The 15,363-nt window shown below is 63.0% G+C and carries 15 protein-coding genes; 10 read left to right on the top strand and 5 right to left on the bottom strand.

The window, feature by feature from the left end; all coding sequences use genetic code 11:
• Positions 1-73 precede the first annotated feature (73 nt).
• Positions 74-451 carry a hypothetical protein gene (locus HU763_RS06630; RefSeq protein WP_186689541.1) on the bottom strand — a complete coding sequence of 126 codons (378 nt, stop codon included), beginning with the start codon at positions 449-451 and terminating at the stop codon, positions 74-76.
• Positions 452-641: 190 nt separating this feature from the next.
• Here HU763_RS06630 and HU763_RS06625 point away from each other — a divergent pair, with 190 nt between their 5' ends.
• Together HU763_RS06625 and HU763_RS06620 are read left to right on the top strand one after the other, a co-directional pair.
• Positions 642-1,940: a ferredoxin reductase domain-containing protein gene (locus HU763_RS06625; RefSeq protein ID WP_186689543.1), complete on the top strand. Its 1,299-nt coding sequence runs from the start codon at positions 642-644 to the stop codon at positions 1,938-1,940.
• 73 nt (positions 1,941-2,013) lie between these two features.
• On the top strand, positions 2,014-2,757 hold the full coding sequence (locus HU763_RS06620) for an MlaA family lipoprotein (protein WP_420831050.1): 744 nt from the start codon (positions 2,014-2,016) through the stop codon (positions 2,755-2,757).
• 55 nt (positions 2,758-2,812) lie between these two features.
• Here the strand turns inward: HU763_RS06620 and HU763_RS06615 are convergent, their stop codons facing one another.
• Positions 2,813-3,961: a patatin-like phospholipase family protein gene (locus HU763_RS06615; RefSeq protein WP_186689547.1), complete on the bottom strand. Its 1,149-nt coding sequence runs from the start codon at positions 3,959-3,961 to the stop codon at positions 2,813-2,815.
• Between the two features lie 148 nt (positions 3,962-4,109).
• Complete coding sequence (locus HU763_RS06610; protein WP_186689549.1) at positions 4,110-5,045, bottom strand: lipid A biosynthesis lauroyl acyltransferase; 936 nt, start codon at positions 5,043-5,045, stop codon at positions 4,110-4,112.
• A 111-nt stretch (positions 5,046-5,156) separates the two neighbouring features.
• Here HU763_RS06610 and minC point away from each other — a divergent pair, with 111 nt between their 5' ends.
• From minC to HU763_RS06585, 5 genes are all read left to right on the top strand, one after another.
• The gene (gene minC, locus HU763_RS06605; protein WP_170028774.1) at positions 5,157-5,915 is read left to right on the top strand and encodes a septum site-determining protein MinC; all 759 of its coding nucleotides are present in this window, start codon (positions 5,157-5,159) and stop codon (positions 5,913-5,915) included.
• A gap of 100 nt (positions 5,916-6,015) precedes the next feature.
• Complete coding sequence (minD, locus tag HU763_RS06600; protein WP_019097102.1) at positions 6,016-6,828, top strand: septum site-determining protein MinD; 813 nt, start codon at positions 6,016-6,018, stop codon at positions 6,826-6,828.
• A gap of 3 nt (positions 6,829-6,831) precedes the next feature.
• Positions 6,832-7,086 carry a cell division topological specificity factor MinE gene (gene minE, locus HU763_RS06595; RefSeq protein ID WP_003252572.1) on the top strand — a complete coding sequence of 85 codons (255 nt, stop codon included), beginning with the start codon at positions 6,832-6,834 and terminating at the stop codon, positions 7,084-7,086.
• Positions 7,087-7,240: 154 nt separating this feature from the next.
• On the top strand, positions 7,241-7,876 hold the full coding sequence (locus HU763_RS06590) for an RluA family pseudouridine synthase (RefSeq protein ID WP_186689551.1): 636 nt from the start codon (positions 7,241-7,243) through the stop codon (positions 7,874-7,876).
• A gap of 169 nt (positions 7,877-8,045) precedes the next feature.
• Positions 8,046-9,335, top strand: a complete 1,290-nt coding sequence (locus tag HU763_RS06585; RefSeq protein WP_170028772.1) for a M18 family aminopeptidase — start codon at positions 8,046-8,048, stop codon at positions 9,333-9,335.
• Here HU763_RS06585 and HU763_RS06580 read toward each other — a convergent pair.
• Positions 9,311-10,093 (bottom strand): hypothetical protein, encoded by a 783-nt coding sequence (locus HU763_RS06580; protein WP_186689553.1) that lies wholly within the window; start codon positions 10,091-10,093, stop codon positions 9,311-9,313. The two genes, HU763_RS06585 and HU763_RS06580, sit on opposite strands and share 25 nt — an antisense overlap.
• Before the next feature lie 687 nt (positions 10,094-10,780).
• Here HU763_RS06580 and HU763_RS06575 point away from each other — a divergent pair.
• Together HU763_RS06575 and HU763_RS06570 are read left to right on the top strand one after the other, a co-directional pair.
• Positions 10,781-10,948, top strand: coding sequence for a hypothetical protein (locus tag HU763_RS06575; RefSeq protein WP_170028769.1), 168 nt, complete (start codon positions 10,781-10,783; stop codon positions 10,946-10,948).
• A 44-nt stretch (positions 10,949-10,992) separates the two neighbouring features.
• Positions 10,993-13,149: a mechanosensitive ion channel family protein gene (locus HU763_RS06570; protein WP_170028768.1), complete on the top strand. Its 2,157-nt coding sequence runs from the start codon at positions 10,993-10,995 to the stop codon at positions 13,147-13,149.
• Positions 13,150-13,209: 60 nt separating this feature from the next.
• Here the strand turns inward: HU763_RS06570 and HU763_RS06565 are convergent, their stop codons facing one another.
• Positions 13,210-13,923 (bottom strand): UTRA domain-containing protein, encoded by a 714-nt coding sequence (locus tag HU763_RS06565; protein ID WP_170028767.1) that lies wholly within the window; start codon positions 13,921-13,923, stop codon positions 13,210-13,212.
• Between the two features lie 328 nt (positions 13,924-14,251).
• Between HU763_RS06565 and HU763_RS06560 the strand changes: the two genes are divergently transcribed.
• Positions 14,252-15,316: an ABC transporter substrate-binding protein gene (locus HU763_RS06560; protein WP_186689555.1), complete on the top strand. Its 1,065-nt coding sequence runs from the start codon at positions 14,252-14,254 to the stop codon at positions 15,314-15,316.
• The last annotated feature ends 47 nt before the right edge of the window (positions 15,317-15,363 follow it).

The following is a 15,363-nucleotide window of genomic DNA, read 5'->3' as shown; positions in this document are numbered from 1 at the left end:
GGCCCCCGGGATCTCGACTACGACTCAAGATTGCCGGGGCTGCTGCGCAGCCCATCGCGACACAAGGCCGCTCCTACAGGGACGGCGTGGCCCCAGCGTCTCGCACCAAGCGCAGCCCCGCCAGCACCAGCGCGAACACGGCAATGCTGGCGGTATACAGCACCAGTGCCGGCACTGCGAACACCAGCGCCACCAGCGCCAGCCACCAGCCGCCGCGGCCGCCAACTACCTGCGCCAGCAGCGCCAGCCCGAGCCCGCCCCAGGCCAGCACCTGATGATGGATGCCCAACCCCAGCAACGACCGCACCTCACATTGCCAGTAAGCCGCCGGCGCCGTGCACAACCCCACCCACTGGCCATCCTCCATCAGCCCATAGCGCACGCCATAACTGGCAGCAAGCCAAAGCCCCAGAAACAGCACAAGCAGCGCAAGCGGCAGCGACCGAGACATCCAGTTCTCCAATAGCGGTAATCGAAAGCATCCATGATCGCTTATGGCTTGTTGTAAGGCAAAATCACAACCCTGCAGCTATGTTGCAGATAACAAGCACACAAAAGGCCACCACGCCTGGCAACTTTGCCCGGCCCGCTGTGGTCCTAGCCTGCACACTGCTCGACCTTGCGTTCTTTTGGGGGATTACATGCTTCGATCTTTGCGCCTCGCTGCCTTGCTTGGCGGCCTGCTCCTGGCTGTGGCCGCTTCGGCGCGGGATATCGACGCCGCGAGCTATGGCTACCCCTTGACCAACCCGTTCGAGGCGACCATCGCCACCACGCCGCCGGACCAGCGCCCCAGCCTGCCTGGCGACGACGAAATCAGCCAGTCCGACTACAGCCTCAACCTGCGCCCGGACCGCGAGTTCAGCCTGCCCGACAACTTCTGGGCGGTGAAGAAGCTCAAGTACCGCCTGGCCCGCCAGGACCGTGAAGCACCGCTGATCTTCATCATTGCCGGCACTGGCGCGCCCTACACCAGCAGCATCAACGAATACCTGAAGAAGCTGTTCTACCAGGCCGGCTTCCACGTGGTGCAACTGTCCTCACCCACCAGTTACGACTTCATGAGCGCCGCTTCACGCTTCGCCACCCCTGGCGTCAGCCAGGAAGACGCCGAAGACATGTACCGGGTGATGCAGGCCGTGCGTGCCCAGCACCCGCGCCTGCCGGTCAGCGAGTTCTATCTCACCGGCTACAGCCTGGGGGCACTGGATGCCGCCTTTGTCAGCCACCTGGATGAAACCCGCCGCAGCTTCAATTTCAAGCGCGTGCTGCTGCTGAACCCACCGGTCAACCTGTACACCTCGATCAACAACCTCGACAAACTGGTGCAAACCCAGGTCAAGGGCATCGACCGCAGCACCACCTTCTACGAGTTGATGCTGGCCAAGCTGACCCGCTACTTCCAGGAAAAAGGCTACATCGACCTCAATGAAGCCCTGCTGTACGACTTCCAGCAGTCGCGCCAGCACCTGTCCAACGAACAGATGGCCATGCTGATCGGCACGTCGTTCCGCTTCTCCGCAGCCGACATCGCCTTCACCTCCGACCTGATCAACCGCCGCGGCCTGATCATTCCGCCGAAGTTCCCGATTACCGAGGGCAGCAGCCTCACGCCGTTCTTCAAGCGCGCGTTGCAGTGCGACTTCGACTGCTACATGACCGAGCAGGTGATCCCCATGTGGCGCGCCCGCACCGACGGCAACAGCATCCTGCAGCTGGTCAACCAGGTCAGCCTGTATGCCCTGGAAGACTACCTGCGCAGCAGCGACAAGATCGCCGTGATGCACAACGCCGACGATGTCATCCTCGGCCCGGGCGACATCGGTTTCCTGCGCAAGGTGTTCGGCGACCGCCTGACCCTTTACCCGCACGGCGGCCATTGCGGCAACCTCAATTACCGCGTCAACAGTGACGCCATGCTGGAGTTCTTCCGTGGTTAACAAACTCCTCCTCGCCACTGCCCTGTTAGCCGCCGGCCATGCCCTGGCTGCCGAGACCGCCCCGCGGGCCAGCGTGATCGAGGCCGACCCGCAGGTGACCGCCGCGCCGCTGGCGCCGGAAGCCGATGGTTTTACCGACCCGCTGCGCGAACTGAAATTCAACCCGGGGCTGGACCAGCGAGAATTCGAGCGCTCCACCCTGGAAGCGCTGAACGTGTACGACCCGCTGGAGTCGATCAACCGGCGCATCTATCACTTCAACTACCGCCTCGACCAATGGGTCCTGCTGCCACTGGTCAGCGGTTACCAATACGTCACGCCGCGCTTCGTGCGGACCGGCGTGAGCAACTTCTTCAATAACCTGGGCGATGTGCCGAACCTGTTCAACAGCGTGTTGCAGCTCAAGGCCAAGCGTTCGGCGGAGATCACTGCACGGCTGATGTTCAACACCATCATCGGCGTCGGTGGGCTGTGGGACCCGGCGACCAAGATGGGCCTGCCGCGCCAGAGCGAGGACTTTGGCCAGACCCTGGGCTTCTACGGCGTGCCGGACGGCCCGTACCTGATGCTGCCGGTGTTGGGGCCGTCGAACCTGCGCGACACCACCGGGCTGGTGGTGGACTATGCCGGCGAGCAGGCGATCAACTACCTGAACGTGGCCGAAGCCAGCAGTGACCACCCGGAAATCTTTGCCCTGCGCGTGGTGGACAAGCGCTATACCACCAACTTCCGCTACGGCCAGCTCAACTCGCCGTTCGAGTATGAAAAGGTGCGCTATGTGTATACCCAGGCGCGCAAGCTGCAGATAGCCGAATAACAGCGCTCTCGCCCCTGTCGCCAGCTTGCCGGCGACAGGGCCTGAACAGGCAGCATCAGATACCGAGGAACTGGCACAACTCCCGCTTCTTGGCCAAGGCATCCCTGCGCCCCAGTTCGATCAGCTCGCTGCAATAGCTGGCCTCGAACAGCAGGTAACTCAACACCCCCGCGCCGCTGGTCCGGGTCGCCCCCGGCCCGCGCAGGAACACGCGCAACGCCGCCGGCAGCTCGCGCCGGTGGCGTGCGGCGATCTCGTCCAGCGGTTGGCTGGGCGCCACCACCAGCACGTCGATGGGTGCCAGCCCCAGGCGCCGGGCATCGAGGTGCGCCGGCAACAGGCGGCTGAGGTGGTTGAGGCGCTGCAGCAGTTCGATGTCGTCTTCCAGGCTGTCGATGAACGTACTGTTGAGCATGTGCCCACCAATCTGCGCCAGGCTCGGCTGCTGCCCGCTGAATATGCGCTGGGCCGGCAAGGGCGGCGCTGGCCGCTGCGGGTTGCCGCTGACCCCGACCACCAGAACGCGGCTGGCGCCCAGGTGCAGGGCCGGGCTGATCGGCGCCGACTGGCGTACTGCGCCATCACCGTAATACTCATCGCCGAGCTGTACCGGAGCGAACAGCAACGGGATGGCCGCGCTGGCCAACAGGTGGTCGATGGTCAAAGGCGCCGGCATGCCAATGCGGCGGTGGCGCAACCAGGCTTCGATGGTGCCGCGGCCCTGGTAGAAAGTCACTGCCTGGCCGGACTCATAGCCGAATGCGGTCACCGCGACGGCCCGCAATTGTTCGGCAGCCAGGGAATGCGCGATCCCGTCCAGGTTCAGGTGCGACTGCAGAAGGTTGCGCAGTGGGCTGCTGTCGAGCAACGCCACCGGCCCCGGGCGGCCCAGGCCCAGCAGGTTGTGGGCAACGAAGCGACTGGCCTGGCGGACCACGCCAGGCCAGTCGCTGCGGATGACCAGGTGGCTGCGGAAGTTCTGCCAGAACGCCGTGAGCTTTTGCACCGTGTCATGGAAGTGCGTCGCGCCACTGGCCAGGGTCACCGCGTTGATGGCGCCGGCAGAGGTGCCGACGATGACCGGGAACGGGTTATGTGCGCCGGCAGGCAACAGCTCGGCGATGCCGGCCAGCACGCCGACCTGGTAGGCGGCACGGGCGCCGCCGCCAGAAAGGATAAGACCGGTTACCGGGGGTGGGGCCATACGAGTCCTTCCTGGAGTTGATGTGCTGTCAGTGCCGGCCTATTCGCGGGTAAACCCGCTCCCACAGGTATTGCACAGCTTTCAAGGCCTGTGCAGAACCTGTGGGAGCGGGTTTACCCGCGAATAGGCCGGCACAGGCAAAGCAGGCTCAGCGGTTTTTCTTGTCATACAGCCGCGGTGCCCCTTCGGGCCGCGACTTGAAGCGCCGGTGCGCCCACAGGTACTGCTCGGGGCATTCACGCAACACGCGCTCGACCCACTGGTTGATGCGCAGGCAGTCGGCCTCCTCGCTTTCGCCGGGGAAGTCGGCCAGCGGCGGGTGTATCACCAGACGATAGCCGCTGCCATCCTCCAGGCGCTTCTGGGTGAACGGAATCACCTGCGCCTTGCCCAGGCGGGCGAACTTGGTGGTGGCGGTCACCGTCGCTGCCGGGATGCCGAACAACGGTACGAAGATGCTCTGCTTGGCACCGTAGTCCTGGTCCGGTGCGTACCAGATCGCCCGGCCCGAACGCAGCAGCTTGAGCATGCCGCGCACATCCTCGCGCTCCACTGCCAGCGAGTCGAGGTTATGCCGCTCGCGGCCGCTGCGCTGGATGAAATCGAACAACGGGTTGCCATGCTCGCGGTACATGCCGTCGATGGTGTGCTGCTGGCCGAGCAGCGCGGCGCCGATTTCCAGGGTGGTGAAGTGCACCGCCATCAGGATCGCGCCCTGCCCCGCCTGCTGGGCGGCCTGCAGGTGCTCCAGCCCCTCGACATGCGCCAGGCGCGCCAGGCGTGCCTTGGGCCACCACCAGCTCATGGCCATTTCGAAGAAGGCGATGCCGGTAGAAGCGAAATTGGCCTTGAGCAGACGCTGCCGCTCGTCGACCGACAGCTCCGGGAAACACAGCTCCAGGTTGCGCGCGGCAATGCGCCGCCGCTCACCGGCAAAGCGGTACATCACCGCCCCCAGCGCGGCACCGACCTTCAACAGCACCCGGTACGGCAGCTGGACCACCAGCCACAGCAGGCCCAGGCCCAGCCACAGGCCCCAGAAACGAGGGTGAAGGAAATAGGGACGAAAACGCGGACGTTCCATTGAAGCTTCCGGAAAGACAAAGGCCGCGCATTCTACAACGGATCAGCGCATGTTGCGGGCAACCGGTCTTATCGTTATAAGTCAGGGCACTTTTTTCGCAACAAGCCGTCTATGCAGACCATGAGCCCAAACCACACACCCGACTCCGCCTCCGTGTTCCAGCTCAAGGGCAGCATGCTTGCCATTACCGTACTGGAACTGGCGCGCAATGACCTTGAGGCCCTTGACCGCCAGCTGGCGGCCAAAGTCGCCCAGGCACCGAACTTCTTCAGCAACACGCCGCTGGTGCTGGCGCTGGACAAGCTGCCGGCCGACGTGGGCGCAATCGACCTGCCTGGCTTGATGCGGATCTGCCGCCACCACGGCCTGCGCACCCTGGCCATCCGCGCCAACCGTATCGAGGACATTGCCGCCGCCATTGCCATCGACCTGCCGGTGCTGCCGCCGTCCGGTGCCCGCGAACGGCCGCTGGAGCCCGAGCCCGAGGTGAAGAAGCCCGAGCCGGCCCCGGTGCCGCCGCCGATCCTCGAGCCCGAGGTGCGCCCGACCCGCATCATCACCGCGCCGGTGCGTGGCGGCCAGCAGATCTACGCCCAGGGCGGCGACCTGGTGGTGACTGCCTCGGTCAGCCCGGGGGCGGAACTTCTGGCCGATGGCAATATCCATGTGTACGGCGCCATGCGCGGCCGCGCCCTGGCCGGCATCAAGGGCAATACCAAGGCGCGTATCTTCTGCCAGCAGATGACCGCCGAAATGGTCTCCATCGCCGGCCAGTACAAGGTTTGCGAAGACCTGCGCCGCGACCCGCTGTGGGGCACCGGGGTGCAAGTCAGCCTGTCTGGCGACGTGTTGAACATCACCCGTCTTTAACGGATACTTGCCAGCATTTTTAGTGCAACTTTTTTGTCGTTGCCAATTATTTGTATTTTTGCAGGGACTTGCGTCCCGATTATTTTAGGGGTGAAACACCTTGGCCAAGATTCTCGTGGTTACTTCCGGCAAGGGGGGTGTGGGCAAGACCACCACCAGCGCCGCCATTGGTACCGGCCTCGCACTGCGTGGCCACAAGACTGTCATCGTCGACTTCGACGTAGGCCTGCGTAACCTCGACCTGATCATGGGCTGCGAACGCCGCGTGGTGTACGACTTCGTCAACGTGGTCAACGGCGAAGCCAACCTGCAACAGGCCCTGATCAAGGACAAGCGCCTGGAGAACCTGTACGTGCTGGCGGCCAGCCAGACCCGTGACAAGGACGCGCTGACCCAGGAAGGCGTGGAAAAGGTGCTGATGGAGCTGAAGAAAGACTTCGAGTTCGTCATCTGCGATTCGCCAGCCGGCATCGAGAAAGGTGCGCACCTGGCCATGTACTTCGCCGACGAAGCCATCGTGGTGACCAACCCCGAGGTTTCCTCGGTACGTGACTCCGACCGCATGCTGGGCATCCTGTCGAGCAAGTCGCGCCGCTCCGAGAACGGCGAAGAGCCGATCAAGGAACACCTGCTGATCACCCGCTACCACCCGGAGCGCGTGGAAAAGGGCGAAATGTTGAGCATCGCCGACGTCGAAGAGATCCTGGCGATCAAGCTCAAGGGCGTGATCCCGGAATCCCAGGCCGTGCTGAAGGCTTCCAACCAGGGTATCCCGGTCATCCTCGACGACCAGAGCGATGCCGGCCAGGCCTATAGCGATACCGTCGACCGTCTGCTGGGCAAAGAGAAGCCCCTGCGGTTCATCGAAGTGCCGAAGCAAGGATTCTTCGCGCGCCTGTTTGGAGGCAAGTAAACCATGAACCTTTTTGACTTCTTTCGTGGCAGACAGAAACAGACCAGCGCGTCGGTAGCGAAAGAGCGTCTACAGATCATCGTGGCGCACGAGCGCGGCCAACGCAGCGAGCCGGACTACCTGCCAGCGCTGCAAAAGGAACTGCTGGAAGTGATCCGCAAGTATGTGAACATCGGCAACGATGACGTGCATATCGAACTGGAAAACCAGGGCAGCTGCTCGATTCTGGAACTGAACATCACGTTGCCGGATCGCTGATCCGCGCAATCAGCCATTGGGGCTGCTGTGCAGCCCATCGCGACGCAAGGCCGCCCTGCCGGGAATGCCTACCCCGGTGCAGGAGCGGCCTTGCGTCGCGATGGGCCGCAAAGCGGCCCCAATGGCTTTCCCCCGTTTCAACAGAGACCCTGCAATGCCGCTGTCCAACATCCAGATCCTGCACGAAGACGCCGCCATCCTGGTGATCAACAAACCGACCCTGCTGCTGTCGGTACCGGGCCGTGCCGAGGACAACAAGGACTGCCTGATCACCCGCCTGCAGGAAAACGGCTATCCCGATGCGCTGATCGTGCACCGCCTGGACTGGGAAACCTCCGGCATCATCCTGCTGGCCCGCGATGCCGATAGCCACCGTGAACTGTCGCGCCAGTTCCACGACCGCGAAACCGAAAAGGCCTACACCGCACTGTGCTGGGGCCAGCCGGCGCTGGACAGCGGCAGCATCGACCTGCCACTGCGCTACGACCCGCCGACCAAGCCACGGCATGTGGTGGACCACGAGCTGGGCAAGCATGCGTTGACCTTCTGGCGCATCATCGAGCGCTGTGGCGACCATTGCCGGGTCGAGCTGACGCCGATTACCGGGCGCTCGCACCAGCTGCGCGTGCACATGCTGTCGATCGGGCACCCGCTGCTGGGTGACCGCCTGTATGCCAACCCCGAGGCGCTGGCGGCCCATGAGCGGCTGTGCCTGCATGCGTCGATGCTGAGCTTTACCCACCCGGTTTCCGGGGCGCGGATGAAGTTCGAGTGCCCGGCGCCGTTCTGATCTTGTATCGCCTTTACCGGCCTCTTCGCGGCTAAAGCCGCTCCCACAGGTACTGCACGGCCCTTGAAAGCGGTGCGGTCCTTGTGGGAGCGGCTTTAGCCGCGAAGAGGCAGACACAAATTGTCGACCCAATACGCTAAACTCGCGCCACTGCTGTCTGGAGTGAGCTATGCGCGACGCACTGAATTCTGGCCTGATCGACTTCCTCAAGGCCTCCCCTACGCCTTTCCACGCCACCGCCAGCCTGGCCCAGCGCCTGGAAGCTGCCGGCTACCAGCGCCTGGACGAACGCGACAGCTGGGCCACCGTGCCTGGCGGCCGCTACTACCTCACCCGTAACGACTCGTCGATCATCGCCATCAAGCTGGGCAAGCAAGCGCCGCTGCTGAACGGCATCCGCATGGTCGGCGCGCACACCGACAGCCCGTGCCTGCGGGTCAAACCGCAGCCCGAGCTGCAGCGCCAGGGCTTCCTGCAGCTGGGCGTCGAAGTGTATGGCGGCGCGCTGCTGGCGCCATGGTTCGACCGCGACCTGTCGCTGGCTGGCCGGGTCACCTACCGCCGTGACGGCAAGGTCGAAAGCCAGTTGATCGACTTCAAGCTGCCGATCGCGATCATCCCCAACCTGGCCATTCACCTCAACCGCACCGCCAACGAAGGCTGGGCGATCAACCCGCAGAACGAACTGCCGCCGATCCTGGCCCAGGTGGCTGGTGACGAGCGCATCGACTTCCGCGCCCTGCTCACCGAGCAGCTGGCCCGCGAGCATGAACTGATCGCCGACGTGGTGCTGGATTACGAACTGAGCTTCTACGACACCCAGGATGCCGCGCTGGTCGGCCTGAACGGCGACTTCATCGCTGGCGCGCGCCTGGACAACCTGTTGTCGTGCTACGCCGGCCTGCAGGCCCTGCTCACCGCGGACAGCGATGAAACCTGCGTGCTGGTGTGCAACGACCACGAAGAAGTCGGCAGTTGCTCGGCCTGCGGCGCCGACGGCCCGATGCTGGAGCAGACCCTGCAGCGCCTGCTGCCGGATGGCGATGCCTACGTGCGCACCATCCAGCGCTCGCTGATGGTGTCGGCCGACAACGCCCACGGCGTGCACCCCAACTACGCCGACAAGCATGACGGCAACCACGGGCCCAAGCTCAATGCCGGGCCGGTGATCAAGGTCAACAACAACCAGCGCTACGCCACCAACAGCGAAACCGCCGGGTTCTTCCGGCACCTGTGCATGGCCGAAGAGGTGCCGGTGCAGAGCTTCGTGGTGCGCAGCGACATGGGCTGCGGCTCGACCATCGGCCCGATCACCGCCAGCCACCTGGGCGTACGTACGGTCGACATCGGCCTGCCGACCTTTGCCATGCACTCGATTCGCGAACTGTGCGGCAGCCATGACCTGGCGCACCTGGTGAAGGTACTGACGGCGTTCTACCGCAGCCGCGAGCTGCCGTGATCCGCGGCAGGGCCCGCCTCGAGTGCCGGGGCGGGCTCTGTTTTCGACGGATCAAGCAGGGCTTCCAGGTTGAGGCGGCCTTTGGGGTCCCAGTTGATGTATTTCCACAGCGAGAAATCTTCGGGGAGGCTGCCAGTTTCTTTCTGGGCATGTGCCAACCGTTCAGCCACGAGTTCGTGCTCGTTATCCGGATAAGCAAGACGTTCTACAGGCGTAAGGTTATCGAGGTATTCGAGATATCCCCTGAATAAAACCCGTAGATCCCTGGTACTGTCGGTGTAGGCAAAAATGCGGCCAAAGTAAGCCTGATCAAGTTCGTACTTGGCACGCCCGGCTGCCGCACGCTCCATCTCGGTAAAATTGCCTTCGTCTTCCTGTATGGCGACCAGTGTATCCCTGCCCAGACCGGCAAACGGGTTGTTTTTCGGATATTTCCCATCCGCAACGTCAACCATATACTGCACGGATTTGTAGAATAACTCGGTGCGCTCGGCAGAGTAGTTCTCTGGCAAATGCCGTTTGACATAATTCTCATACCCGACCCTGTCGTATTCTATATTCACGCGGTCATCCAGCGTAGGAGTGCCATAGATGCGCTGATAGCTGGCTCTCGTCTCATTCGAATGCGCAGCCAGATCCCGCCCTTCTTCAGACAGTCTCACACTGGTCGAGGCTGGTCGTGGTAATGGCTCTGTCTTCTCGAGCGCCACGGAAGTTCGCACGGGCAAGATATTGGCAGGAATACCGGTAATTTTCATTCTGTTCTCCAGAAGGAATGTGCGGGAGCATTTGAAGCAGTATCCGTCAGGATTACTGGATGGTGAACTTGACGGTGTAATCGTAAGGTGGCTGCGCCGACACGCGCTGCAAAACTACCGAACACGTCGCTCTGGATGAGCCAATGGAGCGAGCGTCCTTGTTCCAGACAGGCGTATTACCTGTGCCAGAGGTATGTGAAGCCGAAAACCGACAAGCCTTCGCCCCGGACGTGTAGGTGAACCGCATGCCCGATACCAAGGGCGAATAACTGGTCACTTTTGCAGTGCTGGCTTGTTTTCTCTGCACAGCCGAAAACATTGGATTGGCAGTCCCCACCAGATGTTCAAACGTAAACTGGGCAGTTGAATCCGTCTGATTATCGACGGTCACGTTGCAACGTTGTTCTGTGCTTGTGCAAATCCGCTGAAGGTCAGCGTTACCATCGAAAAAACAACGAGTACTGGTAGCTTCATGAAGCGCTCCCCCAAATGCCGTGAAAGACATACAACGTGTCCCTCAAGCCATCGGCGGAACCGCTAAATTCTTTGTAGGAAGTCGGTCTGATAAACATGTAGGAAAAATCCACAAACCCTACTTGAAAATTTCTGTGATTCAGATCAACCCCGCTTTAGCCCGGCGCGAACTATACTCAACGCAACCGCTCTCATCGCCGAAGGACCACTGCCATGTCCCCGTTCCTCTCCTTGTTCGTGCCGGTGTTCCTGTTCCTGTTGCTGCTGACCGTCGGCTTCAGCCTGCGCGAGCGCAACCTCGGCGTGGTAATGATGTGGGTCGGCACACTGGGCATCTTTGGCCTCACCTGCTGGAAGATCCTGGAGCAGCTGCCGTCATAAACCTCTACACTCGGTCAATCGTTTGACCTGAGGTAGTTTTACCCGTGCCCGCCTTCCTGCGTTGCCTGTTCCTGCTGCTGTTGCTGTTCCTCCCACCGGTACAAGCCGCCGGCCTGCCTGGCCTGCTTGGCGGTAGCGCGCCCGCGCAAGCGGAAGCCAGCGAACCGCTGGGCAAGTCGCTGGACGAGGTGATCAAAAACCTGGAAAACGACCAGCAGCGGGCCAAGCTGCTGGCCGACCTGAAAAAGCTGCGCGATGCCACCCAACAATCGCAACCCAACGTCGAACAAGGCGTGCTCGGCCTGATCGGCGGCGCCCTGCATGATCTCGAAAAGCAGTTCAGCGGCGATGCCAGCCCGTTCCACCGTTGGGCTGCGGAAATCGAACAGGCCCAGGCCGAACTGGCCGAGCTGGTGGTGCCGGTGCACCAGTGGCCGGCCATCCTGTTCGGCTTCGCGGCAGTCATCGCCGTATGGAGTGTGCTGGCCTATGCCTTCAACTGGGTTGGCCACCGGGTACGCCTGCGCTTTGGCTTGAGCGAGGAGTTGCCGCAGCATCCCCGCACCTGGGACCTGGTGCGCTTTGCCCTGCGCAAACTCGGCCCATGGCTGGTGGCGCTGGTGTTTACCGTATACCTGAGCTTCGTGCTGCCGCCGTCGCTGGGCAAATCGCTGGCCATGGTGCTGGCCTATGCGTTGGTGGTGGGCACCTGCTTCTCGGCGATCTGCGTGATCGCCTTTTCGCTGCTCGACGGCCCGCACCGCCACCGCGCCCTGTACATCCTGCGCCACCAGGCATTCCGCCCGCTGTGGCTGATCGGCAGTTTCGCCGCGTTCGGCGAGGCGATGAGCGACCCACGCCTGACGGTCGCCCTCGGCACCCACCTGGCGCATGCCCTGGCGACCCTGGCCAACGTGATTGCGGCGCTGTGCACGGGGCTGTTCATCCTGCGCTTTCGCCGGCCCATCGCCCACCTGATCCGCAACCAGCCGCTGTCACGGCGCCTGACCCGGCGCACCCTCAGCGACACCATCGAAATCCTCGGCAGCTTCTGGTTCGTGCCGGCGCTGATCCTGGTGGCCATCTCGCTGTTCGCGACCTTCGTTTCCGCCGGCGACACCAGCACCGCCCTGCGCCAGTCGCTGATGTGCACCGTGCTGGTGGTGGTGTGCATGGTGCTCAACGGCCTGGTGCGCCGCCATGCCGCCAACCCCAAGCGGGCCACCAAGCGCCAGGCGGTGTACGCCGAACGCCTGCGCAATTTTGCCTACCTGCTGGTGCACCTGTTCATCTGGCTGGTGTTCATCGAACTGGGCCTGCGCGTGTGGGGCCTGTCGATGATCAGCTTCGCCGAAGGCGAAGGCCACGACATAAGCCTGCGCCTGCTCGGCCTGGCCGGCACGCTGATTGTCGCCTGGCTGGTGTGGATTCTCGCCGACACCGCCGTGCACCACGCCCTGGTGCGTTCACGCCGAGGCCTGGCCAACGCCCGTGCGCAAACCATGATGCCGTTGATCCGCAACGTGATGTTCGTGGTCATTTTCATCATCGCGGTCATCGTCGCCCTGGCCAACATGGGCATGAACGTCACCCCGCTGCTGGCCGGTGCCGGGGTGATCGGCCTGGCCATCGGTTTTGGCGCGCAATCGCTGGTGGCCGACCTGATCACCGGGCTGTTCATCATTATCGAAGACTCGCTGGCCATCGATGACTACGTGGATGTCGGCGGCCACCTGGGCACGGTCGAAGGGCTGACCATCCGTACCGTGCGCCTGCGCGATATCGACGGCATCGTGCATACCATCCCGTTCAGCGAGATCAAGAGCATCAAGAACTACTCGCGCGAGTTCGGCTACGCGATCTTCCGCGTGGCCATCCCGCACAGCATGAACATCGACCAGGCGATCAGCCTGGTTCGCGAGGTGGGGCAGAAGCTGCGCAACGACCCGCTGATGCGCCGCAATATCTGGTCGCCGCTGGAGCTGCAGGGCGTGGAAAGCTTCGAGTCGGGGTCGGCGATCCTGCGGGCGCGGTTCAAGACCGCGCCGATCAAGCAGTGGGAGGTGTCGCGGGCGTTCAACCTGGCGTTGAAGCGGCAGCTGGATGAAGCGGGGCTGGACCTGGCGACGCCGCGGTTGTCGGTACAGGTGGTGACGGCGGCGGGTGGCACGATGGCGGATGGCAACGCCGTATCGAACTAGCGCCGCTTCGCGCCCCATCGCGACACAAGGCCGCTCCTACAGCGGCCCCAAAAACCATGATCAACCCACCTGGGCACGAATGCGGATGGCATCATGCCGCCAATACTCCAGGTCGCAGTCGATCAGGTTTCCATGCTGGTCGCTGTTGACCCGGGTGATATGCAACCCGGGGCTGCCCGCCGACACTTTCAACGCACTGGCCGCCTCCACCGGCAACGCCGTCGGCCAGATCTCGAAGCACACCTGCCCATACTGGATGCCATACACCCGCCCATAGATCTCGGTCAGCGACTGGGCCAGGTCCTGTTCGAGGATCGCCGGGAAATACCGCGGGTTGAGGTAATGCTCGGCATACAGCACCGCCCGCCCGTCGATCCGCCGCAACCGGCAGATGCGCACCACGCTGGACAACGCCGGCAACTGCAGGCGCGCACAAATGGCGGCCGAGGCCGGCTGCAGTCGCGCGGAGAGCAATTCGGTACTGGCCACCCGCCCTTGGTCACGCACCATGGCGTGGAAGTGGCTGCGCTGGATCAGGTCGTAGGTCAGCCGCTCGGGCGCGACGAACCAGCCGCGCCGCTCTTCGCGGTAGATCAGCCCCTGGGCTTCCAGCTGCACCAACGCTTCACGCAAGGTGATGCGGGTGGTGTCGAACACCTCGCTGAGCCTGCGTTCCGCCGGCAGCTTGCCGCCCGGCGCCAACAGGCCGTGCTCGATCTGCTCCTGCAGGGCATGGCAGATGGCTGTTACCGCACGCGGAGGCATCGACTGCATCAAAGGTTACCTATCTGGACTAGTCCAGCCCCATAACGGGGCATCTGGAGAATAGTGCAAGCCTAGGCAGGGCTGATGAACATCCTGTGACAAAGCTGCACCAGACGCACTGCCAGAATCGGGCCAGCCCCGCAAAACCGGGGGCTGGCCATGGTCTACGCTGTACTGCCAGGAACCCGCTTACACCGGCGCAGGCTTTGCCCTACATCAAATTGTCACGCAAGCGGCCTACCTTGGCTCAAGGTTTGCTGACCTAGACCAAGGGGTCTCAGGCAACGGCTTTACTCATAACAACGATTCGCAAGGCACTCACCCAAAGGAGCTTCGGATGAAAAAGTTCTTCATGGCGTCACTGCTCGGTTCGGCCATCGCCCTGTGCACCACGGCCATGGCCGCCGGTACCGACCTCAAGGCCCTGGAAGACGCGGCCCGCAAGGAAGGTAACGTCAACAGCGTGGGCATGCCCGATGCCTGGGCCAACTGGAAAGGCACCTGGGAAGACCTGGCCAGCAAGTACGGGCTCAAGCACAGCGACACCGACATGAGCTCGGCCCAGGAAATTGCCAAGTTCGAAGCCGAGAAGGACAACGCCAGCGCCGACATCGGCGACGTCGGTGCCGCGTTCGGCCCGATCGCCGTGACCAAGGGCGTGAGCCAGCCCTACAAGCCCAGCACCTGGGAGCAGGTACCGGCCTGGGCCAAGGACCAGGACGGCCATTGGGCGCTGGCCTATACCGGCACCATCGCCTTCATCATCAACAAGGACCTGGTCAAGGAAAGCGAGCGCCCGAAAACCTGGCATGACCTGGAAAAAGGCAAGTACAAGGTCGCTATCGGCGATGTCGGTACCGCCGCCCAGGCCGCCAACGGCGTGCTGGCAGCGGCCATCGCCTACAATGGCGACGAGAACAACGTGGCGCCGGGCCTGCAGCTGTTCACCAAACTGGCCCAGCAGAAGCGCCTGTCGCTGGCCAACCCGACCATCCAGACCCTGGAAAAGGGCGAGGTGGAAGTTGGCGTGGTATGGGACTTCAACGGCCTCAGCTACCGCGAACAGATCGACCCCAAGCGTTTCGAAGTGCTGATCCCGTCGGACGGCTCGGTAATCTCCGGCTACACCACCATCATCAACAAGTATGCCAAGCACCCGAACGCGGCCAAGCTGACGCGCGAGTACATCTTCAGCGATGCCGGGCAGATCAACCTGGCCAAAGGGCATGCGCGGCCGATCCGTGCCGAGCACCTGAAGCTGCCGGACGATGTCCAGGCCAAGCTGCTGCCCAACGAGCAGTACCAGGCGGCGCAGCCGATCAAGAATGCCGAAGCCTGGGAGAAGACCTCCAAGGCACTGCCGCAGATGTGGCAGGAGCAAGTGATCATCGAGATGGAGTAAATGGCTAGCTTTTGCAGTGCCTGATCCGGCCTTTTCGCGGGCTCGCC

Source organism: Pseudomonas anuradhapurensis (assembly GCF_014269225.2).
GTDB lineage: Bacteria > Pseudomonadota > Gammaproteobacteria > Pseudomonadales > Pseudomonadaceae > Aquipseudomonas > Aquipseudomonas anuradhapurensis.
Note: the sequence above shows the minus strand (reverse complement) of the source record. Positions and strands in the feature narration are given on the sequence as shown.